Raw genomic sequence first — 24,552 nt, forward strand, 5'->3', positions numbered from 1 at the left:
AGCCGCTTTTCCCGGTAATCCGCGATGAACCTTTTTTATGACCGGCATTAATTACTCCATCAGGGACGCGGAGCCGCGTTATACCTTTGCGAGAACGCCGTGAAGCAGGGTCCCGCAAAGGTATAACGGGGCTCTGCTTCGAGGTAACCGGCGAGTGCGGATGTCCTTTCACCGAAGCCGCTGTGAGAGCTTGCCCGCAAGCGAATCTTGAGGCCCTGACGCCCATTCGCTTGCAGGCAAGCTCCCACAGGTCCCTTCTGTGCCGGCGATCGACGTTACCGGAGTCTGGAAGGCCTCCGTACAGACCCATTGTTTCTCCCCGTGGCATCCCACCTTCAACCGGGTATGATGATTTTTTTGTGATCTTTTGAACGCTTGCGCCAGGAGTTTTTTTCTTGCCTGACAGTACATCGGGCCAGCCCCGTTCGGACCAGGACGGCCTGCCCACGGAGCAACGACGCTGGGCCATGTTCGCTATCGTGGTAAGCGTCGGCCTGGCAGTGTTGGACAGCAACATCGTCAACGTGGCGCTGCCCACCATTGCCCGGGATCTGGAGATCAGTCCGTCGCAGTCGGTGTGGGTCGTCAATGCCTATCTGCTCGCCGTGGCCACCACCTTGCTGCCGCTGTCGTCACTGGGTGACATCGTCGGTTATCGCCGCGTCTATCAGAGCGGGCTGGCGGTGTTCACTATTGCCTCCCTGGTGTGCACGCTTGCTGATTCCCTGGTAACCCTCACCGCCGCCCGTTTTTTTCAGGGGCTGGGCGCGGCCGGGGTCATGAGCGTCAATGCCGCTCTGGTGCGCTTTATCTATCCGTCACGCTTATTGGGCCGGGGCATCGGTCTGATCGCCATGGTGGTGGCCTTATCCTCGGCGGTCGGCCCCACCGTGGCCTCCGGCATTCTGTCGGTGGGATCCTGGTCCTGGCTGTTCGCGGTGAACATCCCCTTGGGCTGTCTGGCCTTCGTGCTGGCCCGCCACAATCTGCCCGAGACCGGCCAGGCTCCGCGCCGCTTTGACTGGGGCAGCGCGCTCCTCAATGCACTGGGTATCGGCTTGCTGGTCATGGCGGTGGACAGTCTCGCCCATGGCATGGGTGGCACCGTGGCGGCGCTGGCGCTGGCCGCCTCGCTGGTGGTGATCGCGTTGCTGGTACGCCGGCAGCTGTCCCAGTCCTCGCCGCTGCTGCCGGTGGACTTGCTACGTATTCCGCCGTTCGCGCTGGCCATCGGCACCTCGTTTTGCGCCTTCACCAGCCAGATGGCGGCGTTCATCGCTCTGCCCTTTTATCTGCATGACATTCTCGGCTACAGCGCGGTGGAAACCGGGTTGCTGATGACACCTTGGCCGGCGGCGGTGGCGGTCACCGCCCCCATCGCTGGGCGATTGGCGGATCGTTATCCCATTGGCGTGCTGTGTTCCCTCGGACTGCTGCTGCAAATGACCGGATTACTATTACTTGCCGCGCTGCCGGAACAACCGCCATTGCCTGCGCTGCTGGGATCCATGGCGCTGTGCGGTATTGGTTTCGGACTGTTTCAGGCGCCCAATAATCGCGCCATGATCGGGTCGGCGCCAAGGGAACGTAGCGGTGGTGCCGGCGGCATGCAGGGTACCACCCGGTTGATAGGACAGACCCTGGGCGCGGCGCTCACCGCCCTGGTGTTCGGACAGTTGACCAACGGCATCACTCCGGCGTTGATCATGGCCGCCGCCTTTGCCGCCATCGCCGCGGCAATCAGCCTGTTCAGGATCCGCTCCACACCCCGGCTGTAGCCGGACTCAGACGGCCAGCGCACTCCAGGTCACGGCCACCAATTCCCGCAGATGGGTGGTTGGCGCGGCGGCGCTCTCCGACGCCAACCAGGCCCGGCACAGCAACTGGGCCGGCCCCAGCAGGGTGGCCACCACCACCTCCGGGGACACGGGTTTGAGTGTGCCCTCCGCCACGTGCCGCCGCACCCAGGCGGAGACCGTCGACATCAACGCGGTATTGGCCTGTTCCACCTGACGCGCCAGATCCTCGCCCCATCCCGTGTAGCCGCGCTCGGACAGGAATCGCGCCCAGTCACGGTTTCCCTCGGTCCATTCCAGGTGGTAACGCAACACCGCCGCGACGACGTCACGAGCGCCACCGCCCTGCTCCAACTGTGCCGCCAGGCCGCTCTGATAGTCCCGGATCCCCTCCAGGTATACCGCCTCGCACAGGCTCTGCTTGTTGGCGAAGAAGTGAAACAGGCTGCCATTGCTCACCTCGGCCCGCTCACGAATCGCCTGCATGGTAGCGTTGGCCACGCCCTTTTCCACGAAAGTGGCCAAGGCCGCGGCAACGATCTTGTCACGTGTATCCGAACTCGGCATTCCCGGCCCTCGGCAGTGGCGGTGGAAAGTAGAAAGGAAAGCACCCTAATGCGATTCGCAACAAGGCACAACCTGAGTGGATTGACGCTTCTGGAGCATATCTCTAGAGTAATGCTCCATTCATGGTATCGCCATTCCGGTGATGCCCCGAACCCGGGAGACTCTCCATGCACGCCTCTTTGCAGCAGGCCCGGCAGGTCCTGGCCGAGCAAGCCTTCAGTGCCCTGTTGGGGACGGAATTACTGGACTATCAGCGGGGAAAAGCGACTCTGCGCCTGAAGGTGAAGGACGATCTGCGCCAGCAATACGGCTTCGTCCACGGCGGCGTCCTGAGCTATCTGGCCGATAACGCGCTGGCGTTCGCCGGTGGCACGGTTCTGGAGCCGCTGGTGTTTTCCTCGGAATTCAAGATCAACTACCTGCGCCCCGCTGGCGGCGACACCCTGCTGGCGGAGGCCACGGTGATTCATGCCGGCCGTAATCAGGCCGTGGTTCGTTGCGACATTTACGATTGCCGTGATGAGCAGCGCAAACTCTGCGTGGTGGCCCAGGGCACCATCGTCCGCAGTCCACCGCCCGCCAGTTGAGTTAGCGCCAGGGTGAATCGCCGCCTTTGACCAGCAGTTGCCAGACCCGCGCCGCGGCGTCGGACAACGGATGAGAGCGCAGCCGGCAGGCACTGACATCGACCCGCACGCCGGTATCCAAAGGCAGCGCCAGCAGATGTCCCGAGGCGATATCCGCCTCGATCAGCAGATCCGGCGCCACCGTGATTGCCTGGCCGGCCCGGCACAATGCCAGGCAGGAACTGATCGCCGCCATCTGATATTCGGCGCCCTTGCGCTGCTCCAGCAAGGCCTGAAACCAAGGCGACAGCCTTTGCCGATACTCCGTGGGCACAATCGGCAATGCCCATGGCATGCGCGCCATGAATGCTTGGGCAGCGGCAGGATCTTCACCGACCGGTTCTTTCTCCTCGCGGACCCAGGCCGTCGGCGCCACCGCCCGCAGCGGCAAATGACGCAACGGCTGAACCACCGTATCAGCTTGATCCGCCAGGGTTTCCAGCTGCGGGCGGTCATAGACCAGAAAGTCGTACCGGTAGGCGTACAGCCCTTCCTGCAGGGCGTCAAACTGATCCGCGTGCAGATCCAGCCGGATGCCGCTGCCCTCACGTCGTAGTGGCCCGGCCAGACTCTGGCCGAGAATATCCGGCGCGAAGGGCCCGCAGCCGACCCGCACCAGACCACTGCGCCCTTCATGGAAACGGGCCACCAGCAGGTCCAGCCCGGCCACTTCGTCGAGCACCCTGCCCGCCTGTTTATACAGTGCTCGCGCCAATTCCGTGGGGCGCAAGGACCGCGTGTGCCGCTGAAACAGAGCCCCGCCCACACGCGCCTCCAACTTACTCAGGCTGTGGCTCAACGCCGGTTGCGACATACCCAGCGCCCGCGCCGCCGCCGACAGGCTGTCATGCTCATACACCGCCCGGAACTGAACCAGCTGCTGCAAGGGCCACATCGCCACTCTCCTTATTGTCATTCGGTCATACTGGGAGAATCATAAATAAAGAGAATGGATTTATTCACCCTGTTTATCAATGATCCCGGCATACTCCGCTCATCCAATAATCAATAACAGGGAACATCATGACCGGACCGGATCGGCGCACCGTTCTCAAACAGCTGGCCCTGGGGGCGGCCGCGCTAGGCGTCAGCCGTCCCGCCGGCGCTCGCACGCCATCGCCGGTCCGCGGCGACCGTCCTCTCAACGTACTGCTACTGGTGTCGGATCAGGAGCGGTCCTGGATGGATCTGCCAGCGGAGCTGGATCTGCCGGCCCATCGAACCCTGCTCGCGGAAGGGGTGGGTTTCAATCAGTATCATGTGAACACATCTCCGTGCTCGCCTTCGCGTTCGGTGATGTACACCGGACAACACACCATGCATACCGGCATGACCGCCAATCTGCATGCTCCGCCCTTTCCTACTCTGAATCCGGACCTGCCCACCGTCGGCCACTTCTTTCAGGAGATGGGCTATCACACCGCCTATAAGGGCAAATGGCACCTGTCGGATATTGAGGACGGTCCGGGTCTGCTCTATGGCAGCTACCCGAGCCGCGATAAAGCTCTGGAGGAGCACGGCTTTCACGACTACAACCTCACCGGCGATGTGCACGGCTCGGTATGGCAGGGTTATCTGGCCGATCGCATGGTGGCCGGCGAGGCCAGCCACTGGCTGGCACGGCGCAGTCATCAGTTGGACAAACCGTGGATGCTGGCAGTGAATTTCGTCAATCCCCACGACATCATGTTCTTCTCCAGCGGCGCACGACAGGAACAATCGCGGGTCAATCCGGATTTCATGGCGCCGCTGCGGCCGCCGCCCAACGACCCGGTGTACGAGGCGGATTGGCGCCATATTCCGCTACCGCGCTCCTTCCATCGCGCCAATCTGATCGACAAACCCTGGTGCCACCGCTCTTACGCCCAAGTACTCGATGCCATTTATGGCCACATCGATAAACAGGACGAAGCCGCCTGGCGCGCCAACCAAAGCTACTACTTCAACTGCATTCGCGATGTGTCCCGTCAGGTGGAGCACGTGTTGCAGGCGCTCAAGGCCAGCGGCCAGTGGGAAAACACCATCATCGTCTATACCGCCGACCACGGCGAAATGGCAGGCGCCCAGGGACTGCGCCAGAAAGGCCCGCTGATCTACAAGGAAAACAGCCGCGTTCCCCTGATCATCCGCCATCCGGATGTGCAGGGCGGACGCCGGGTGGACAACCTGGGCAGCACGGTGGATTTGCTGCCCACCCTGGTGGGGCTCGCCAGCGCGGGCAAGCACAAGAGCGAAACACCGGGAGTGGACCTGAGCCCGGCACTCAACGGCAAAACCACCGAACGAGACGATCGGGGCGTGCTGTTCGCCTATGGCGTACTGCTCTATACCGATCCGGAAGCAACCCGGCGGCTGGCCAAAGAGGGCGACGAGATCACCCCCATGGCCATGCTCGCCGACTTTTTCAAGCAACTGCGCCTGGGCCCCGAATTGGGTAATCGGGGCCTGCATAGGGGGGTGCACGACGGCCGCTATAAGTTCGCGCGCTATTTCAGTCCCGACAGCCATCACACGCCGACGGACTGGGAAACGCTGCGAGCACATAACGATCTGGAGTTGTATGACACTCATTCCGATCCGGATGAGCTCAACAATCTCGCGGCCGACCCGGAGAAGGTAAAGCCTCTGCTGATGGCCATGAACGAAAAGACCAACCAACTGGTGGCCGCCGAGATTGGCAAGGACGAGGGCCAGGAATTTCCCGGTCCGACGTTTCTTTACCGACTTTGACGGAGAACAACACCGCGGCTCCCCCGCGGTGCTTTTTATGGCGGTCCCATGTGAAACGGCATGGGACCGTTTTTTTTATTCGCCGTGGTATCAGAGCAAAATGGGATTGCCCACTATCGGAGACGCGGATCTGCGCGGGGGGCTTCCGGGAACGCCGTGAATACCTCCTTGTAGGCTCCCGGTTTGACGTCCCTGTCAAACAGGGTCCCGGAAGCCCCCCGTACAGATCCGCTTCGAGTGAATCCCAACATCTGGGGTCCCAAGCACGACGAACCTTGCGGAATGAGGAGATCGCTCCATCTCTTCCATCGTCGCCGCTGAGACGCTTGTTAAGAACACCAATGCTTGCCCGTCACCTCGAAGCTGGGCTGCGTTATACCTTTGCGGGACCCTGCTTCACGACGTTCCCGCAAAGGTATAACGCAGCCCAGCGTCCCTGATGGAGGGAAGTTTTCGCGCCGCGACCATCACCTTTAAAATCGCTCCCGGCTTTTAACCGGCCCGTTCCTGCTCCCGTCCCCAATAGAAGTCCTCCCGCCAATAACGGAACTTGCCGAAATCGCCGTGATTCTGCGGCACACTGTCGTCGTTGGCGGGAAAGACTTTCAGGTAGGCATTGCCCGCGTCCTCGTAAAACGGAAGCAGGTGACGGGCGTTGGTCCAGCGGCCGGAGCGGCGGTCCAGCATATGATCCGGTTGCGTCAGCATGTCATCCAGCCATACCAGCAAACTGCCGTTGGGAATCAGAAAAAAACCGTTGACCTCCCGTTCCTCGCTGGTCGGATGCAGCGTCAGATTATAGAAGGCGACGCCGGGATCATCGGCGTGAGCCTTGAGCCACGGATAGGTTTTATCGATCCAGTTGCGGTTGCTGTCGGCGGCGCCCATGTGAACGATGGTTTTATACGGCAGTTGCGGGTACAGCGACACCAGTTCATTGGCGACGATGGCCCCCATGCTATGCCCCACCAGCGTGATCTCCATGGTCATGCCGGCCGGCAAACGCTGATTCAGCGCATCAAGACGCCGCGCCAGCACCGCCACCACGCCATTGCCTTCCACCGCGCAGTCCTCGCCACAATAGCTCTCGTTGTAGCCGAGAACGTCCGCCTCCATGGTGGTCAAGTGCTTGGTGCGGCGCAGCATCATGCTCCAGGCCGGTGTGCCAAGGCCCTGGACCACCGGCGTGGTGACCAGACGGACCACGCCCGGCAACACCTGGCCAGCGCGATACCGGGTCTGATCCAGAAAGGAATAAGGGTCGCTGGCCGGCCAGTAGAGCGCGTCACTAGGGAGGTAATCAGAGCGATCTCGGTCCATGCCCCGCTGCCTCGCATCGGCGGCGGCGAGGCTGTTGGCCGCCACATCCCAGCCGGTCTCCGGCGCTTTCGCCAAACCGCTCAGAGCATCACTGAGGGTATAGATGGTACCACGTACCGGCGCCACAGGCCCCGTAGCGATGCCGCCATTGCGCACCGCGGTGAAGCGATCCCAGAACGACACGAAAGCGCCGGAACGCCAACTGACATAGAGCGGATAGAAACCGTCCAGTTGTATCTCCGCCAGCCGCCTTTCCAGGCGCTTGTCGTTATTGGCGGGATGATTCAATCCGCCGTGGAAAAACAACAACACTTTAACAACGTGGCCGCCACATTTTTCCCGTTTTCGCGCCCAGGACAACATGTCCGCTTCGATGTCATCGAGCAAAGCCTGATACTCTGCATAAAGGGCGCGGTTGCCAACGTCCTCCATCGCCACCCTGCTTTTTTCCATCTCGTTTATCTTCGTCTTGGAACGCTCCGCGTTGAAGCGCTCGACGGATTTGAAATTGGCTTCGTGCTGGCGTGAGTAAGGGTCATAGGCCCCATTGAGATCACTGCCGATATGGTGCAATCGTTTAGGGTTAGTCTGATCATATTGGGGTTTGGGGAAAAGCCGGGCGCAGCCGGACAACATCATCAGGCTGACGGCAAGCAGCACTACACCTGACAAACGGGTCCGGCCAGTCACGCTGGGGGTGGCTGGCATACTGAAATCCTTATTGTGTTGTTATTTGGTTTTGGTCATTCCCGCCCTGAATAGAGCACGGATTAAAATGTGACGTCAATCACATAAATCAGCGTTCCCCGTGCCCCAGCATCGCCGTTGCTTCGCGGCCAGCCAGTGCCAGAAGACAGCCGCCGCCGACCAGCAAGTACAGATAAAAGGTCATGAACCGCCACACCAGCAACACCGTGGCGGTGCTCACCGCTCCCAGCCAGGGCGTCAGCAAGGCGGCACCGGCGACCTCCGCCCCGCCGGCGCCGCCGGGCAGCAAGGTCAGATACCCTGCTCCCATCGCCATCATCTGTACAAAGAAGCCGTACACCCAGTCCACATGTTTGCCCAGCGCCAGCACGGTGAGATATATCACCGAATAACGCAGTAGCCAGTGCGCCAGACACAGGCCGAACAGGGCCATCAACCGGCGGCGCGGCACTCGCAGTGTTTCCACCATGCTCTGGCGGAAGCGCAGCAATGCCCGGGCCAGAGCGCGACGCCGCCGCAACGGCACCTGCCAGCGTTCCAGCCAGGGGTCGGTGAAACGCAGGATGTCACTGAAGCGGTTCGCCACCGCCCAACACAGCAGCAATGCCAGACCCAGCAGCACCATCGGCAAAGCCAGTTGCCACCAGCCCTCCAGATCCAGATAACGGCTCAGCCCGTACAGCGCCACCGTCGGCAGCAACACCAGAAACACCACCAGGTCGGTGATCTGATCCACCGCGAACACCGCCGTGGCGGTGGCCGGTGTCACCTGATAGCGGCGCAGCAGCGCCACCAGCGTAAAGGGCGCACCGCTACCGCCGGGGGTGGCATTGAGCGCGCACTCGGTGGCCATCACCGTGGCGAGAGCACCGCCGTGGCCCAGCCCCTCGGCGCGATCCGCCAGCATGATGCGCAATCGCCAGGCATTGAGGTTCCAGCACAGGAACATCATCGCCACCATCAGCAGCAACCAACCCGCCGGAATAAGCGTCAGCCCGTGAAAGGCACTGGCGCCCCCCAGCACCAGCGGCACCAGCGCTCCCAACCCCAGAGCCAGGAGCAACAGCCACCAGCGGCGCCTCACGCCGTCTCCCCGGTCAATTCGTCCAGCCATTGGGATTTGGTCAACGCCCTGCGGCAACCGGCCAGCCGCTCAATGGTGGTGATCCAGGCTCGCCGTGAACGTTGGTGGCGCATGTCCACCGGGTGCACCGCCAGACGCAATACCGGTGCGGCGCGATGCGCCCATTCGCGTGCCCGATTGACCCCCTGGAACAGCCCGCGGCGCCACGGCGAGCGAGCCGACCATACCAGTGTTGGTGTCTGCAGAAACAGGCCGCTGCCGGGGCAATGGAAGCCGTCCCGGTCGGTCCAATACGTAAATCCGGCTTCGGCGATGGCGGCGCGGGAGCCGGCGCTGGTCATCCATCCCGGTGGCACGAATCCGCGGGCCGGCCAGCCGAGCTGGTGAAACATCGCCAGACCTCGCTGTATGCGCGCTGCCGCCGTTTCTCCGTCGAGGGCGGCGAACTCGCCTTCGTGCGTCAACAAACGCCGGCGCACCCAGCCTCCCGGCGTGGTCGGTGGCGGACTGTCGTCATGGTGGAAGTAGCCGTGCAACACCAACTCGTCACCACGCCGGCGGCGCTGTTCCAGCGCCTGGCAAAAGGCCTTGTCCTCGATAAAGCGCCCGCCGCCATGAAAGTCCGGCACCACCAGCAACGTCAGCGGAATTCGTGGGTGGCGTTCGAGAGCACGCAGCAATGGTTGATAATCCGCCCAGGTCGCGGGACACACATCGTGCAGCGACAACAGGAAGGCACTGTCGGGGCGGGAATCAGGTCTGGGGGCCATGGTGTTCCGATATCCGCGTTTCAGGACGGGCGCCAACCAGCCTGCGATAGTGGCGCACCAGACTGTCCACCACCTTGTCCCAGCCGTGCTCCGCTTCCACATGGCGGCGGGCCCGCTCGCCCATGGCCACCGGGTCGTGCTCCTCGAACAAGGTACGTACCGCCGCCGCCATGGCCACCCCGTCATGGGGCGGCACTCTTAATCCGCAGCCCTCCGGCACTACTTCCGGCAACGCGCCACCGTCGGCGCAAATCACCGGGATGCCCGAAGCCATTGCCTCGAGTGCGACCAGCCCGAAGGTTTCCTGATCCCCGGCGTGCAGCAGCGCATCCGATGACGCCAGCCAGGCCGCCACTTCCGTCGCCGGCAGGAAGTCCTCGAACACAGTGGTATTACCCGGCACGTCCGATTGTGGGCCGGTGCCGATCAGCAACAGGTGATAACCCGAGCCCAGTTTCCGCAAGGCGTGGAACAGCACCGGCAAATGTTTTTCCTGGGAGCCCCGGCCGGCGAACACCAATAAACGTTCGTGCTCTCCGAGCCCCAACCGCGCCCGGGCCAGAGGGTCGGCACGATTAGGGTGGAAAGTATGGGCGTCCACGCCCAACGGCTGTACCTCCACGTTATGCAACCCGCAGTCCCACAGCCGCTCGGCCATCACCCGGGATGGACTAAGCACCAGATCGAATCCGTCGTACAGCTTCCTGAGGTAGGCACGGGTGGCCCCGTCCAGCATCGGGCTGATGCGGTTGTGCAGGAGCGTGATCAGATCGGAGTGGTAAAACGCCACCGCCGGCACATCCAGCATTCGCGCCGCCCGGAGTGCCGCCCAGGCGGGCGTGTAGGGATCGCCGGCCTCGATCAGGTCGGGCTGCAAGCCGGCAATAATGTGACTCCACTGCCCCACCCGGGTGGGAAAGCGAAAGCCCGGCGCCATTGGCAGGTTGAGCGCCGGCAGTTGAATGAAGTCTCCTTGCATCACTGCCGCCGCGCCCGGGTACACCACCTTATGTTCCATGTCCCTGGCCAACAGTCCCTTGCGCTTGCTGTCCACATAGGTGTGCACCCCGCCGCTGGACTGCGCATAAAACAAAGTGGTATCGACGACTCTCAAGCGTGACTCCTTTCTCTCGCCTGTGGTGAGCGCCCCGGGACCGCACCGATTTGTGACCCGGTAATGACCCGGGGGTTTCAATATTGTGATAGGACGAACGGCGCAAGCGTTCAATAGGAAAGGAGGAAAAATTTCACAACCCCGCGAATTCCCTGAGGCCAGGCTGGTAAAGGGTTGTAAAACGCGTCAGCGGGTGTGCAGCGGGTCCTGGCGATAGAACTGCGCCAACTGGCCATAGACCTCCGGCAGAATCTGTTCGAGGGGCTCCGGAGTCTCGAAAAAGCTTTCCGTGATCACCGCGAAGAACTCCCCCGGATCCTGCAGGGCATAGGGATCGAGAAAAGGCTCTCCCTCCCGCTCGGCCTGTTCCAACGCGCTCCAGGCTCGCGTGAAGGTGTTGTGCCAGACCCGGGCGTCCATGCCATGATGCAGAGGAGGCGCGCCATTGGCGCTGCCGCTGCGCATATCCAGCTTGTGCGCCATCTCGTGCAGCACCACATTGAACCCCGGCTCCGATGACGCCGCCTGCACATCCTGCCAGGACAGCAGCACCGGTCCCCGGTCCCAGGCTTCCCCGGCCAGCACCCGCCCCTCACTGTGAACGATGCCGAACTCGTCCATTTCATCACCCGGTGTGACGAAAGCGTCCTCATAGACGATCACCGTGTACCAGCCGTCGTACCAGTCCAGATCCAGGCCCATGATCATCACCACCGCCATGGTGGCGATCTTCAATTCCATGGCCGGAGTCACCTGGAAATCACCGCCGCCGCGAAACTCCTTACGCAACAGGAAACGCAACGTCTGCTGGAACAGCCGCTCGCGGCGCTCTCCCTGGTAACGCCGAGCTGGCGCCCAGTCGGCAACGGCGTCTTCCCATTGTTCCCGGGTCACCGGCAAACGGGCCAAACGTCGGTTTTCCAGCCACAGACGGGTACGGTCAAACATGAGAGGTCCAGCAGGTGGAACAGGGTCGCGCGGAAGCGCTCAGGCAGCTTGCCCCGTTCCCACGACACGTACAAGCACGGAACGATTGCAGGCTGTTTCAAAAATACGGATATGCCCATTCGCGGCTAAAGCAGCTTTCCACAGCGGCTTCGTGGATTGCTCCGTGGGAAGCTGGCTTGCCAGCGAATCGGCCTGACGTGTTACGTGGGCAGTGGTTCATGAGCCGCGATTGTCGTGCTGCCCTCCCCACCTCCTGCTACACTCCGTTCCTGCGTCGGTGCTGACGCTTTATCCGCTTTTATCCCTGGGAGAGAAAACGATGGTGTTGTCCATGGCCGTGCCTTTGGTGCTGCATATACTGGCGGCGGTGATTTGGGTCGGCGGCATGTTTTTCGCTTACATGGCTTTGCGTCCCGCCATGGGCGCCACTCTGGATCCGGAGTCCCGGCCACGCCTGTGGCTGCACACTCTGGACCGTTTTTTCCGCTGGGTATGGGGCTGCATGGCGGTGTTACTGATCACCGGCCTGTGGATGGTGTTCGGCGTCTATGGCGGCATGGGTTCCACCGGCGCCTATGTGCACACCATGCTGGCACTGGGCCTGGTGATGATGGCGCTGTTCGCCCACGTCTACTTTGCTCCCTTTCGCCGTCTGCGCCAGGCGGTAACGGTCCGTCATAACGCCGACGCCGCTTTTCAGATCGGACAGATCCGGCGCATCGTCGGCATCAACCTGATACTGGGTCTGCTGGTGATCAGCATCGCCGCCGCCGGCCCCTATTTCTAAGAACCTGTGAAAAACACCCCGTCATCCCGAGATCTTCCTCTGTAAGGCGCATGGCTTCGTAGAGGGAGATGCCGGATCGAGTCCGGCATGACGTTCTTCAGAGGCTTCCTGGTCCGTGCCGGTGAAGCCGCCATGCCACCGTGTTAGAATTCGCATCGCCGTGCAATGCGGTCCCACACTTGTAGCGGAGTTATGGCCCTTCCCAGTTCGACCAAATCGGATCTTCTGCTGGTCTGCGTGACCTTGCTGGCGGCAGTCAGTTGGATGTTCTCCAAGGAGGCGGTGCTGCTGATGCCGCCGCTTTTGTTCATGTGTCTGCGTTTTCTGCTGGCCGGTCTGATTCTGGCTTTGGTGGGACATCGGCAATTGCGCCGCATGAATCGGGACAAGTACTGGCGCAGCGTCCAGGTGGGCATGGTGTTCGGCACCGCCATGAGCTTCTGGATCATGGGGCTGCACTACGGCAATCACGTCGGTGAAGGCGCTTTCATCACCAGCCTTGGTGTGGTGCTGGTCCCGGTAATGGCGCGCCTGGTGTTCAAGGAACAGCCGCCGCTGAGTACCTGGCTGGCACTGCCGGTGGCGGTGTGTGGGCTGGCGCTGTTGTCGCTGGACGGCGGCTTCCAGGCCGAGCTGGGGCAGTTTTTCTTCCTTGCCTCGGCGATGATTTTCGCGTTGTTTTTCACCCTCAACACCCGCGCCGCCAATAACGCCACCATCACCGGCAGCGGCGGCCGGATCACCACCCGCGAACGGGTACCGGCGCTGGCGCTGACCTCGGTGGTGCTGGTCACGGTGGGCCTGGTCACCGGCACCGCGTCCTTGCTGCTGGAGCCCTGGAGACCCACTTTCCATTCCGGCGAAGTGGGACTGGTGATTGCCGCCTGGGTGATCGCCAGCGCCACCCTGGGTACCGCCGCGCGGTTCTTTCTGCAGACCTACGCGCAGAGCCTGTCCATGCACAGTCATGGCGTGGTGATCATGATCCTGGAGCCGATGTGGACGGCGCTGTTGGCGGCGCTGTGGTTCGGCGAAACCATGAACGCCACCCAACTGGGCGGTTGCGCGATGATCTTCCTGGCGCTGCTGGTCAACCGCTGGGGCGCGATACGCCGAGTGCTCAAACGCTGGATCGATCAGCGCCGGGCGGCCCGCGCGTGACCCAGCCGGACCGTGGCGGCCCGCTACTGGTACTGGCCGTGGTCAGCTTGTTGCTGTTCGTCCCATTGGGGCCGGTGGTCTGGTGGTGGGCGCACAGGGATCTGAAGGCCATGGCCGAAGGCCGTATGGATCCCATAGGCCGACCCTTCACCTTATGGGCCCGGGGCCTGTCGATAGCGGCCACATTGCTTTTGGTGATGATGTTGATTGGAATTTTAATTGCTTTAATTTCAATGGGATAGGCAATCTTATTAATGCCAACTCTATATCACGATTTCGATTTTCCATTACCCCCGTTGAAGCCGATACTCGCCGCCCCCATTTGATGGCGCTAGTCTCCAACATTACCAACATTAGCCTGGATCAAGCCGGTTTAACCCGGCGATCCCGAATCCATCACCACCGGACACCCGACTTGGCCGCTCCGTCGTCCCGCAGCCTTCGCTCCAACCGCCGTGCACCGGCCGTGAGCCTGCTCGCCCATCTGCTATGGGTGCTGATGCTGCTTGCCGCGCCGCATTCCGGTCAGGCGTTTGACGCCCGCAAAGGCGGACCGCACACCCAGCCCCTCGACGGTGCCGCTCAACTTGCCCTGCCCTCCGGCTATCAAGTCCGTAACGACGCTTTTGCCACTGATCACCATGACGACGGCAACGCGGCTGTACTACCGTGGCTGCCGTCGGCAACGCCAACACCGTCGCGCCTCGGCCCGCTTCCCCTGAACCATCCCCCGGCGGTGGTTGTCGAGCACCATCGGCCACAGGATCCCCGCGCCCCACCCGCGTTCTCCACGCTCTGACCCCAACAACACCGCCACACGGCGACACCTTCGTGCGCGCGCCCGGCGGAGAGTGGTTTTAATGGAGAACAAACTTGAACCGATTTCGCTTACGGGCGACGGCCTATGCCGTCGTCATTCTGCTCGGTGTGCTCGCCGCACTGCCGAGTATCTTGCCACCGGCGTCGTTGCAACGGGCGCCGGACTGGTATCGCCAACACCATCTGTCCCTGGGTCTGGATCTCCAGGGCGGCTCCCATGTGCTGCTGAAAGTCGAACAAGGACCACTGCTGGCCGAGAAAACCCGCAAGATCGCGCAGGAGCTGGGTCAACGCCTGGACCGCAACGGTATTCAACACGGCCGCCCGGTGGTCGATGGCGATCAAGTGCGTCTGGCCGTTCGCCCCGCTTCCGCCATGGAGGCCGCCCTGCGGCTGGCTTCGGACGTCCGGGATAATCAGGGCCGCCGCCAGCTCTCCGTCACCCACGACGGTCCGTCCCTGGTGTTGCGGCCCTCTTCCAGTTTGTCGCAACAGGTGATCAGCGATGCGGTGGAACGCAGCCTGGATGTGGTGCGCCGCCGCATTGATGAAACCGGCGTGGTGGAACCCCGTGTCACCCGCCAGGGCGACGATGCCATTCTGGTGCAGCTGCCCGGCGTCACCGATCCGGAGCGCATCACCGCCCTGCTTGGCCGCACCGCGCGATTGACTTTCCATCTGGTCGCCGATGGCAGCAGCCCGGATCGCTCCCTGATGCTGCCGGGAGTGGAAGACGGCCGGCGTTACCAGGTTGAAGCCACGCCTTTACTGGATGGCGGCCAACTCGCCGATGCCCGCCTGGGCTTCGATAGCCGCACCCATCAGCCGGTGGTGAACTTCACTCTGGACAGCGACGGTGCCCGCCTGTTCGGCGACATCACCACCCACAACGTGGGGCGGCCCTTCGCGGTGGTGCTGGACGGCGAAGTGATCACCGCGCCGGTGATCCGTACCCCGATCACCGCCGGTCGCGGAGAGATCAGCGGCAACTTCACCCCGCAGCAGGCCGGTGACCTGGCCATGTTATTACGCGCCGGCTCCCTGCCCGCCCCGCTGCAAGTCGTGGAGCAGCGAACGGTGGGCGCGGAACTCGGCGGCGACACCATCCGCATGGGCGTGCTCAGCGGTGCCCTCGGCGCGGCTCTGGTGCTGGTGTTCATGATCTCGATCTATCGCCGTTGGGGCGTGATCGCCAATACCGCTCTGGCCATCAATGTTCTGCTGGTACTGGGTTTGCTGGCCAGTTTCGGCGCGACGCTGACGCTGCCGGGCATCGCCGGTCTGATTCTTGGCGTCGGCATGGCGGTGGATGCCAATATTCTGATCAATGAACGTATCCGTGAGGAAGCGGAGAAAGGCAAGAATGCCATGGCGGCGCTGCGCGCCGGCTTCCAGCGTGCCTTTGCCACCATCGTCGACGCCAACATCACTACGCTGATCGCCGTGGGACTGCTGTTCGGTTTCGGCAGCGGTCCGGTGCGCGGCTTCGCCGTGACCATGGCGGTGGGGCTGCTGGTCTCCATGTTCACTTCGGTGTCGGTGACCCGGTTACTGATGGAGTGGCGGCTGCGACGGCGGCAGCGGCAACCGCTGGTCCTGCCGGAGGTACCCGGATTTCAGCGCCTGCGGCAACGCCAACGGCCGATCCAGTTCATGCGCGTGAAGGCGTTGGGCATCGTGCTGTCCGTACTGCTCTCGGTGCTGTCCCTTGGCTCTCTGGCCTGGCCGGGATTGAACCAGGGCATCGATTTCCTCGGCGGTACCGCCATGGAAGTTCAGGTGCCGGCGTCCCTGTCGGAGAACGCTCTGCGGCAGGCATTGCGGGACGCCGGCCTCACCGACGCGGCGTTGCAGCCGTTCGCCGATGACGGCCACTTCCTCGTGCGGATGCCCGCCAGCGAGGACGGCAACGCGGCGGTCGAAACAGCGAAGACGGCGATCACCAGTCTGCACGCCGACAGCCGTTTCCCACGGGTGGATATGGTCGGTCCGGCGGTCAGCGGCGGCTTCGTTGAAGCCAGTATTCTGGCGGTGCTGCTGGCCGGGGCGGGCATGTTCGCCTACCTGCGGCTGCGCTTCGAACGGCATTTCGCCTGGGCGGCGCTGATTACCCTGCTGCTGGATGTGAGCAAGACACTGGGGTTCTTCGTGCTCACCGGCGTGGAATTCAATCTCACCGCCATCGCCGCCTTGCTGACGCTGATCGGTTACTCGGTGAACGACAAAGTGGTGGTCTTCGATCGTATCCGTGAAAACCAGAAGCTCAATCCGGATCAGCCGCTGGAGACACTGATCAACGTCAGTCTGACCCAGGTGCTGACCCGCACTTTGTTCACCTCCGCCACCACCTTCCTGGCCCTGCTGCCGATGGGGTTGCTGGGCGGCGGCGCGGTGGCCAGCTTCGCCCTGCCGGTGCTGTTCGGCATTGTTGTCGGCACCACCTCGTCCATGTACATCGCCGCGCCCATGGCCCTGTTCCTGGCGCGCTGGCGACCGACCCCACGGGCTGACACGGAGGCGCTGGCGGAACGGCCTTGAGAGGCAAGGCCGCCGGACGCCGGAAAGGCATTCGGCGGCCGCCTCTCAACCGTGACTCTTCCGCAACGCTTCCACCTTGCTGATGTAGTTTTGCCGCGCGCTGTCCTGGTCCATGCCCTTGAGCTTGGCCCAGGCGTCGTACTTGGCGCGCCCCACCATATCCAGCATGCCGGGCCGCTTGCCGGTCACGTCACCGACACTGCCCTGCTTGAAATGGGCGTACAGATACAACAGGTCATCGTTGCCCGGCTTGCGTGACAGGGTCTGTACGTCCTTCCGGGCCTGTTCAAATTGCTCTTCATACGCCATTATTCTTACCTTCAGGTTGTGTTACCCATTTATCATTAGTCCGTTGCCCGGCGCGCTATCATGCCCCGGTTCGGCAAATAGTGTCCGCACCCACAAACGGAAGCAACCGGGCAGCGACCACATAATAAGCAGCAACGTCAAAGAACGGGGGACTCCATGGCCACTGACAGCACCCAGACGCGACCTTTGGAAGCGGAACAGGAACGCGCTCTGAAGCGCGCGTTGAGCACTCTCTGGGTACGTTTTCCCGGATCCCTGGAAGACGACTACATTGTCTACGCGGAGCGTCGCGCCACCCAATTGATCCGGCGTTCAGTGTACATCCTGCTGGCGATTTTCCTGATCGTGGTGGTGCCGGTATCGTTGCTGGTGAAGGACCCATCGCTGGGCCGCTGGCAGGCGCTCGGCGTTTATCCCATTGCCTGTTCACTGGCGTTGCTGTTGGCGGCCATCCATGTCCCCGCGGTACAGCGGCTGGTGGCCACGCTGATCGGGCTGGCACTGATGATCTCGCTGACCGGCACCCTGATCGGCGCGATCCACTTGCAAGACCATTTCCTCGGCCAGGTGGCGGCGTTTGAAACGATCTACGTATTGATCATCGGCTTCTCCATTCTACGGTTGCCTCCGACCCGTACCTTGTTCTGGTCCCTCGGCGCTCTGATCATCGCCCTGGGCGTGGCGCTTTATCAGGATTGGCGCATCACGCCGATCTCATTGCTGCTGTACTACGGCTTCCCGCTGCTGGTGTGCGCCCTGAACGGCTACATGCTCGACGCCAGCGCCCGCAGCAACTTCGCCAACATGCTGCTGCGCAACGCCGAATCACAACGGCTGCGGCGCTGGCGCGACAACGCCGACCGGGAAGCCCGGCGGCAGCGTCTGCTGAATGAATTCACCGCCCACATTGCCGGCAATCCGCGCGTCACCGAATTGCTCGACAAGACACTGGCGTTTCTGATCGAGAACACCCCGGCGGTGGCGGGCGCCGGCTACCGGCTGGAGGAAGACGGCCTGCACCTGGAAGCGGCGCGCGGCCTCGGCCAGGCGGCGCGGGAACAGTCCCATCTTGAAAGCGACGGTTTCCTCGCCTCGGCCCTGGAGATTCAGGGCACCTCGGTGCGCCACGAAGTGCCCGGCGGCTACATGGATCTGGAAACCGGGCATAGCCAGATCCGCCCGGGCGAGGTACTGTTCCTGCCGATCCGGCAGGGCGAACACACCCTTGGGATCCTGGAGCTGGCATCCCTGGACTCGTTCGATGAACACATTCGTACTGCCTGTGACGCCATTGCCACGCCGCTGGGTTACGCCATGATCGCGGCCCTCGGCCGGGAGTCTTTTATTCGCCGCGCCAGGGAGAAACAACAGCAGCAAAGCACGGTGACATAAGAAGCCGCGAAGCCCTTAGCCCCCCTCAGCCCTCGTCTGCGTCTACGATTGCCGGCGGCGCTTGAGCGGCGCCGACAGCCTTTCGGGATGGCGCGGTTCGACGTCGTCCAGCAACGCGTAGATCGCCTCCAGATCCTTCTCCACATCGCCAGTGGGCCAGAACGCGTCCAGAATCCGCGCTTCCTTGCGGCGATAGCAGAACGTCACCACGATGATCGGCAATTCCAGCGCCAGGGCGATCCGATAGAAGCCGGTCTTCCATTCCCGCGCCCCGGTGCGGGTGCCTTCCGGCGTGATACCGAGCCAGAACGGATCTCCCGCCGCCAATAATCGTTGCGTTTCCTCCACCAACCCGCCGGCGCGCCCCCGATGCACGGGGATGCCACCGAGCGCCTTGAGCAGTACGCCGGTGGGGCCCCGGAACAAGGTGTGCTTGGCCATGAAACGAATGTCCAGGCGCAGGCTCTGGATCGCGCTGATGCCCACCAGCCCGTCGTAATTGGAAGTGTGCGGAGCGGCGATCATCACCGCCCGTGAAATGTCGGGCAAACGCCCCACCACTTTCCAGCCGATGGCGCGCAGAATCCAGCGGCCCAGCCACGCCATCGGCGCACTGCCGCGGCGCGGCACCCGTGTTCCCAGGTCCGCCGGATGCAGAGGAGGCAGCTCAAGCCCGCTCATGGAATCAGCCAAACACCACGATGGTCTGGCGGCTGAACGCCACCGGACGCCCTTCGCCATCCCAGATCACCGAGCGATTCTGGCCGTAGCCGTCGGCGAAGCTGTCGGTATGCACGGTGTACAACCAGTGATCGGTCCACGGCAGCTCGGCCGGATCCTCCAGGAACTCCATGATCCAGGTCATCGAGCTGGAAGGCACCCGCTTGGTCAGCATCGGAATTACCGACGGCGGCCAGACATCCACCAAACAGGCGAGGCTGGCGGCATCCTGGCGCTCCGGACGCTCACGGAAACTCATATAGCCTTCGAAGTCCGGCTTGTCGCTGCCGGAGTAGGGAAACTGGCCGGCCACCGGACGCATTTCGAATTCACGCAGAAAATCCGGGGAGACGCCTTCCATGAACGGAATAGCGTTGCACTCTTCGGCGGATTTCCAGTCCGGCGCCGCCGGCCCCTGAACCCGAATGGAAGACTCACGGGCATGGCCCAGACTGGCCAGCATGGTGCTCACCACCTGCCCTTCCTGCCGGGCGGTGACCTGCATCTGGGTCACGGATTTTCCGCTGCGCAGGATTTCGGCGCTCAGCGCCAGTGGCCCCGGAACAGCGGGACCGACAAAAGTCAGGGCGAAAGAACGCAAAGGCGGCGGCTCCGGCAGTTCCCGAGCCAGATACGCCTGCATGTGACGGATCAGAATGGCGCCCATCAAACCACCAAAAGTGGCCCGGCCCTGCCCCCAACCTTCGGGCAGAATCATTTCATTGGCTTCGGCCGCAACCATAATGGAATCAAATTTCATATTTCGCTCCCTCCGAAAGCGGCTATTGATAGCAGAGGGCGTGTTCCAGGGAAAGGGCCGAAACGATCACACTGCGGGATGCGTGGTCAATCAGGCTAATAGCGACATGAGGGACAACGACAGAACCTCTACAAGCTGTTCGCTGCCAAGGCAGCTTCCCACAGCGGCTCCGTAGTGCTCTCTGTGGGAAGCTGCCTTGGCAGCGAATCGGCGTGTCGGCGTATTACGCGCAAACGTATTACCCCCGCCCCATGCCTTTCTTGGTCCGCGCCGTCGCCTCGGCCCGCAGTGGGTCCTCCGGCCAAGGGTGTTTGGGATAGCGGCCGCGCAGGTCCTTGCGGACCTCGGCGTAACCCTCGCGCCAGAAACGGCCGAGATCCCCGGTGATGGCGGCCGGACGTCCAGCCGGGGTCAACAGCGAGGCGGTCAGCGGCAGTTGCCCGTCGGCCAGGGACGGCAGCGCTTCCATGCCGAAACACTCCTGCAGCTTCACTTCCAGACGCGGGCCGCCGTCGGGCAAATAATCGATCGGTACCGAACGCCCCGACGCCACCCTGCAGCGCTCCGGCAGCCACTGATCCAACCGCGCCTGCCGTTCGTGACCAAGCCACAGGGACAACGCCTGCCCCAACGGCAAAGCACGCAGATCCCGCAGGCTGCGGTGCCCTGCCAGAAACGGCAGCAGCCAGGATTCCAGCGTGGCGAGCAGGCTGTCGTCGTCCGCCGCCGGCCACTCTTGCGGGCGCAGCCGATGCATCCAGTTCACCCGTGCTTGCCACTGGCGCCAGCGGGGCTCCCACGGCAGCACCGACAGCCCCCGCTGACGAATACCGGCCAGCAAACCCTGTTCGATCATCGCCGGCGATGGCGAGGGCAACGGACGCCGCTCAATCACCAGCTCACCCACAGCGCGTATCTGTTCGGCCACTACCCGCTCGCGGTGCTCGTCCCATCCCAACCGTTCCTTCCAGGGAGCCTGTTCCAGGACGGTGGCCAGCGCTTCCCCGTCCAATCCCCAAGCCAACCGGATCCGGCCCTCCCTGGGATCGCCGTCGGTGTCCAGCACCACCAGCCATTCATGGCCGGCCAGCGCCGAGCCCGGTTGCAGACGGGCGCCAGAGCCATCAGCCAGGACATAACGAGTGCCGTCAGCGAGGACGTAACGAGAGCCATCAGCGCCGCTATGACGACTTGTGCCTTGCTCCCGCCGGCGGGCCAGACCGTCCGGAAAGGCCTCCGCCAGCACCCGCCCTAACAGACTGGCATCGGCTTCCTCCCGATCCGCCCGCACGCCGCGTAAACGCCGCAACGCTTTACGCAGTAACGGCCAATCCCCGGGGCGGGCTCGATACCGTTGCCAACGCCGTTGTAAATCCACTTCCCGGTCCAGCCCCGCCGGCGCGTCCTGAATCAGCAACGCCAGTATCGCCGCGCTTTCCGGGCAGCCGTGTTGATGGCCGCGCACCACCAAAGCCCCCTGCTCCGGGTCCATTGGCAGTTCCGCCAGCTCCCGGCCCAGTTCGCTGAGCGCGCCCCTGTCATCGAGCGCGCCCAACCGTTCCAGCCGCGCCCGCGCCGCCCGCCAGGGCCCCGCTGGCGGCGGCGTCAGCCAGAACAATTCATCGGGGTCGCGACACCCCCAACGGGCCAGATCCAGCACCAAACCGTCCAGCGCCACCTGGCTGCTCTCCGCTTCGATATGACGGGCCAGCACTTCCTCCCGAGGCCACAACCGCAGACACTGGCCCGGCCCCAGTCGCCCGGCACGCCCGGCGCGCTGATCGGCGTTGGCCTGGCTGATACGGCGGGTGGCCAGGCGGCTGCGATGACGCCGTGGATCGTATTGCGGGCTGCGCTGCAAACCGCTGTCCACCACCGTGGTAACGCCGTCCAGCGTTACGCTGGTCTCCGCCACATTGGTGGCCAGCACCACTCGCGGACCCTGACTGGCGCGCAGGACCCGCTGCTGCTCATCGCCATCGAGGCGACCGTGCAGAACCTCCACCGCGCAGTCGAGTCCGGCCAGGGCCTCGCTCAATCGGCGAATTTCCCCGGCACCGGGCAAGAACACCAGCACCGTGCCCTGCCCCGCCACCTCACGCACGCAGTCGGCGCAATGATCCAGCCAGTGGCGCTCTCGTCCCGGCGCCCGATAGTGCACCGTCACCGGATACTGCCGGCCTTCACTGCGCACCACCGGCAGCGCCAGCCCTTCGCCCAGCGGCTCCGCGTCCAGGGTCGCCGACATCACCAACAGACGCAGGTCTTCGCGCAACGCTTGCCGCACTTCCTGAACCAGGGCCAGGCCCAGATCCGCCTGCAGGGAGCGCTCGTGAAATTCGTCGAACAGCACCGCCGCATAACGCTCCAAAGCCGGGTCCTCATGCAGCATGCGGGTGAGCACACCTTCGGTAACCACTTCGATCACCGTGTCCCTGCCCACGCGGCTGTCCAGCCGGGTGCGATAGCCCACCCGTTGCCCCACCGACTCATCCAGTTGCGATGCCATATAAGTGGCCACCGAGCGAGCCGCCACCCGGCGCGGCTCCAGCATCAAAATGCGGCGGTCCTGACGCCAGTCGGCATCCAGCAAGGCCAGCGGCACCCGGGTGGATTTACCGGCTCCCGGCGGCGCTTCCAGCACGGCACCGCCGTGCCGTCGCAAGGCATCGAGCAGATCCGGCAGAACCTCGTCCACCGGCAGGGAATCGGAAGGAGAAAACGCATTCGTGGTCATGGGACGTCATGATACAGACGCGCCCGCCTGGCGGGCAGTGGCTATGAAGCGGCTTCCACCCGCAGTGCCGCCCGCACCGCCGGGCGTTCACCAACACTTTCCTGGTGCCGTTTAAGCGCCGGCCACGGATTCAGGTCGATGGAGAAAAGCCGGCACCAGCGCAACACCGTGAACAGATAGATATCGGCAACGCTATAACCGCTTTCCATCAGATAAGGACGTTCCGCCAGAATCGGCTGCAGATAATCCAGACGCCGGTGAAGCCGCTCGACAAAATACCCTCTGGCCGTCTCCGCCAATGCACCGTTGAATAACGGCGCCAGGCCGGCGTGAATTTCACAGGTGACAAAATTGAGCCATTCCTGCAATCGCACCCGCTCCCAGGTAGCCGCCGGCGGTGCCAGCCCCCGCTCTGGTCGCAAATCCGCCAGGTACTGGACGATCACCGCGCCTTCGGTCAGCACCCGCCCATCATCCAGTTCCAGGGCAGCAACATAGCCCTTGGGATTGATGGTGAGGAAGTCGCGGTCGTCGGCGGTTTTCTTGGTGCGGTTATCCACCAGAATCCGTTCAAACGGCAGCGCCAGCTCGTGCAATACGATGTGCGGCGACAAGGAACAGGTACGCGGGGCGTCATAGAGCTTCATCGGGATCTCCAAGGCATCAGCCAATTAGGCATCGGGAAACAGTGCCGGCAGTTTGCGTCCCACCGCTAAAGCTGAGAAATTAATATTCGATTTCCCAATCATTAGCCTGGCTACTGACGATGATGAACCTCAGCCATTGGCGCCTGATGGTGGCGGTCGCCGACAGCGGCAACATCACCCGCGCCGCCGAACAGGCGGGCATGACCCAGTCCGCCGCCAGCCAGGCCATCACCCGGCTGGAATCGACGCTCGGTCTGACGCTTTTCGCTCGCTCCCGGCAACAGGTACGGGTTACCGCCCTGGGCGAACCGATGCTGGAGCATGCCCGCGCCATGCTGGCCCATCTGGACGCGATCCGCGCGCTGGTCGATGACAGCCACGGCCTGCGTCACGGGCGCCTTCGCCTGGGCAGCTTTCCTTCGGTCATCTCGACGCTGTTGCCCCCCATGCTGCGTGATTTCCAGCTGCGTCACCCCGGCATCGAGGTGGTTTCCCTGGAAGGCACCGATGAGGAAGTGGAGGCCTGGTTGGCGGACGACGCCATTGACCTGGGGGTGGTGTTAAATCCCGGCCCCGGGCGTCAGGCGCTGCTGCTCGGCGGTGATGCCTGGGTCGCGCTGGTTCCCGGCACCCATGAGCTGGCCCGCCGCGCCACCTCGCGGGGCATCACGCTGGCGGAGCTGGCGGCGCAGCCGTTTATTCTCGCCACCGGCGGCTGCAAGGTGAACGGGCAAAGCCTGGTCCGCCAGGCCGGTCTTGAGTTGGACGATGTGCGCGTCACCGTGCGGGACTGGACAAGCGCCTGTGCGCTGGTCCGCGAAGGCATGGGCGTTTCCCTGGTGCCGGAATCCAGCCTGCCCGACAACCTGCGTGGACTGCGGCATTTCCCCCTGGATCCCGGAATCCGGCGAGAGTTCGGCTTGGTCTGCTCGGCGCGGGGACAAACGTTGCCGGCGGCACAGGCGCTCCGGGAGCATCTGGCCGCCGCGATCTGAGCCGCGCCCCATCACCAGCGACGG

22 protein-coding genes are annotated in these 24,552 nt (G+C 63.2%); 10 read left to right on the forward strand and 12 right to left on the reverse strand.

Annotation, left to right across the window (positions count from 1 at the left end):
• The first annotated feature begins 395 nt into the window (after nt 1-395).
• On the forward strand, nt 396-1,778 hold the full coding sequence (locus MA04_RS11485) for an MFS transporter (RefSeq protein WP_262460548.1): 1,383 nt from the start codon (nt 396-398) through the stop codon (nt 1,776-1,778).
• 6 nt (nt 1,779-1,784) lie between these two features.
• On the opposite strand, the gene MA04_RS11490 is transcribed toward MA04_RS11485, so the two are convergent.
• Complete coding sequence (locus MA04_RS11490; protein ID WP_262460549.1) at nt 1,785-2,363, reverse strand: TetR/AcrR family transcriptional regulator; 579 nt, start codon at nt 2,361-2,363, stop codon at nt 1,785-1,787.
• 167 nt (nt 2,364-2,530) lie between these two features.
• Between MA04_RS11490 and MA04_RS11495 the strand changes: the two genes are divergently transcribed.
• Complete coding sequence (locus MA04_RS11495) at nt 2,531-2,950, forward strand: PaaI family thioesterase (RefSeq protein ID WP_262460551.1); 420 nt, start codon at nt 2,531-2,533, stop codon at nt 2,948-2,950.
• Nucleotide 2,951: 1 nt separating this feature from the next.
• On the opposite strand, the gene MA04_RS11500 is transcribed toward MA04_RS11495, so the two are convergent.
• Nucleotides 2,952-3,884, reverse strand: coding sequence for a LysR family transcriptional regulator (locus MA04_RS11500; RefSeq protein WP_262460553.1), 933 nt, complete (start codon nt 3,882-3,884; stop codon nt 2,952-2,954).
• A 128-nt stretch (nt 3,885-4,012) separates the two neighbouring features.
• On the opposite strand from MA04_RS11500, the gene MA04_RS11505 reads away from it, so the two are divergent.
• Nucleotides 4,013-5,719, forward strand: a complete 1,707-nt coding sequence (locus MA04_RS11505) for a sulfatase-like hydrolase/transferase (protein ID WP_262460554.1) — start codon at nt 4,013-4,015, stop codon at nt 5,717-5,719.
• Between the two features lie 492 nt (nt 5,720-6,211).
• Here MA04_RS11505 and MA04_RS11510 read toward each other — a convergent pair whose 3' ends face one another.
• From MA04_RS11510 to MA04_RS11530, 5 genes are all read right to left on the reverse strand, one after another.
• Nucleotides 6,212-7,747 (reverse strand): alpha/beta hydrolase, encoded by a 1,536-nt coding sequence (locus MA04_RS11510; protein ID WP_262460556.1) that lies wholly within the window; start codon nt 7,745-7,747, stop codon nt 6,212-6,214.
• Nucleotides 7,748-7,835: 88 nt separating this feature from the next.
• On the reverse strand, nt 7,836-8,831 hold the full coding sequence (locus MA04_RS11515; protein ID WP_163127756.1) for a lysylphosphatidylglycerol synthase transmembrane domain-containing protein: 996 nt from the start codon (nt 8,829-8,831) through the stop codon (nt 7,836-7,838).
• On the reverse strand, nt 8,828-9,601 hold the full coding sequence (locus MA04_RS11520) for a polysaccharide deacetylase family protein (protein WP_262460558.1): 774 nt from the start codon (nt 9,599-9,601) through the stop codon (nt 8,828-8,830). The genes MA04_RS11515 and MA04_RS11520 overlap by 4 nt, the downstream gene beginning before the upstream one ends.
• Nucleotides 9,585-10,715, reverse strand: coding sequence for a glycosyltransferase family 4 protein (locus MA04_RS11525; protein WP_262460560.1), 1,131 nt, complete (start codon nt 10,713-10,715; stop codon nt 9,585-9,587). Before MA04_RS11525 ends, MA04_RS11520 begins: the two co-directional genes overlap by 17 nt.
• 186 nt (nt 10,716-10,901) lie before the next feature.
• On the reverse strand, nt 10,902-11,663 hold the full coding sequence (locus MA04_RS11530) for a M90 family metallopeptidase (RefSeq protein ID WP_262460562.1): 762 nt from the start codon (nt 11,661-11,663) through the stop codon (nt 10,902-10,904).
• Between the two features lie 319 nt (nt 11,664-11,982).
• Between MA04_RS11530 and MA04_RS11535 the strand changes: the two genes are divergently transcribed.
• From MA04_RS11535 to secD, 5 genes are all read left to right on the forward strand, one after another.
• Nucleotides 11,983-12,450 carry a CopD family protein gene (locus MA04_RS11535; RefSeq protein WP_205475489.1) on the forward strand — a complete coding sequence of 156 codons (468 nt, stop codon included), beginning with the start codon at nt 11,983-11,985 and terminating at the stop codon, nt 12,448-12,450.
• A 192-nt stretch (nt 12,451-12,642) separates the two neighbouring features.
• Nucleotides 12,643-13,611 carry a DMT family transporter gene (locus MA04_RS11540; RefSeq protein WP_163127749.1) on the forward strand — a complete coding sequence of 323 codons (969 nt, stop codon included), beginning with the start codon at nt 12,643-12,645 and terminating at the stop codon, nt 13,609-13,611.
• A complete protein-coding gene (locus tag MA04_RS11545) occupies nt 13,608-13,853 on the forward strand; it encodes a hypothetical protein (protein ID WP_163127747.1) in 246 nt (81 codons plus the stop codon). Before MA04_RS11540 ends, MA04_RS11545 begins: the two co-directional genes overlap by 4 nt.
• A gap of 224 nt (nt 13,854-14,077) precedes the next feature.
• Complete coding sequence (locus tag MA04_RS11550; protein WP_262460564.1) at nt 14,078-14,410, forward strand: hypothetical protein; 333 nt, start codon at nt 14,078-14,080, stop codon at nt 14,408-14,410.
• A gap of 74 nt (nt 14,411-14,484) precedes the next feature.
• Nucleotides 14,485-16,968 carry a protein translocase subunit SecD gene (gene secD / locus MA04_RS11555; RefSeq protein ID WP_262460566.1) on the forward strand — a complete coding sequence of 828 codons (2,484 nt, stop codon included), beginning with the start codon at nt 14,485-14,487 and terminating at the stop codon, nt 16,966-16,968.
• A 45-nt stretch (nt 16,969-17,013) separates the two neighbouring features.
• Here the strand turns inward: secD and MA04_RS11560 are convergent, their stop codons facing one another.
• The gene (locus MA04_RS11560; RefSeq protein ID WP_262460568.1) at nt 17,014-17,277 is read right to left on the reverse strand and encodes an acyl-CoA-binding protein; all 264 of its coding nucleotides are present in this window, start codon (nt 17,275-17,277) and stop codon (nt 17,014-17,016) included.
• Between the two features lie 156 nt (nt 17,278-17,433).
• Here MA04_RS11560 and MA04_RS11565 point away from each other — a divergent pair, with 156 nt between their 5' ends.
• Entirely contained in the window at nt 17,434-18,669 is a 1,236-nt protein-coding gene (locus MA04_RS11565; protein ID WP_262460570.1) for a GAF domain-containing protein, read from the forward strand.
• A 42-nt stretch (nt 18,670-18,711) separates the two neighbouring features.
• On the opposite strand, the gene MA04_RS11570 is transcribed toward MA04_RS11565, so the two are convergent.
• The 4 genes from MA04_RS11570 to gstA all read right to left on the reverse strand — a co-directional run bounded on the left by MA04_RS11570 (nt 18,712) and on the right by gstA (nt 23,533).
• The gene (locus MA04_RS11570) at nt 18,712-19,350 is read right to left on the reverse strand and encodes a 1-acyl-sn-glycerol-3-phosphate acyltransferase (RefSeq protein ID WP_262460571.1); all 639 of its coding nucleotides are present in this window, start codon (nt 19,348-19,350) and stop codon (nt 18,712-18,714) included.
• 4 nt (nt 19,351-19,354) lie between these two features.
• A complete protein-coding gene (locus MA04_RS11575) occupies nt 19,355-20,149 on the reverse strand; it encodes a thioesterase family protein (RefSeq protein WP_163127737.1) in 795 nt (264 codons plus the stop codon).
• Nucleotides 20,150-20,387: 238 nt separating this feature from the next.
• Nucleotides 20,388-22,886 carry an ATP-dependent helicase HrpB gene (gene hrpB / locus MA04_RS11580; RefSeq protein WP_262460573.1) on the reverse strand — a complete coding sequence of 833 codons (2,499 nt, stop codon included), beginning with the start codon at nt 22,884-22,886 and terminating at the stop codon, nt 20,388-20,390.
• Nucleotides 22,887-22,927: 41 nt separating this feature from the next.
• Nucleotides 22,928-23,533, reverse strand: coding sequence for a glutathione transferase GstA (gene gstA / locus MA04_RS11585; RefSeq protein WP_262460574.1), 606 nt, complete (start codon nt 23,531-23,533; stop codon nt 22,928-22,930).
• A gap of 119 nt (nt 23,534-23,652) precedes the next feature.
• Between gstA and MA04_RS11590 the strand changes: the two genes are divergently transcribed.
• Nucleotides 23,653-24,528 (forward strand): LysR family transcriptional regulator, encoded by an 876-nt coding sequence (locus MA04_RS11590; protein WP_163127731.1) that lies wholly within the window; start codon nt 23,653-23,655, stop codon nt 24,526-24,528.
• Nucleotides 24,529-24,552: the final 24 nt, after the last annotated feature.

The organism is Alloalcanivorax balearicus MACL04 (assembly GCF_025532145.1).
GTDB classification, from domain to species: Bacteria; Pseudomonadota; Gammaproteobacteria; order Pseudomonadales; family Alcanivoracaceae; genus Alloalcanivorax; species Alloalcanivorax balearicus.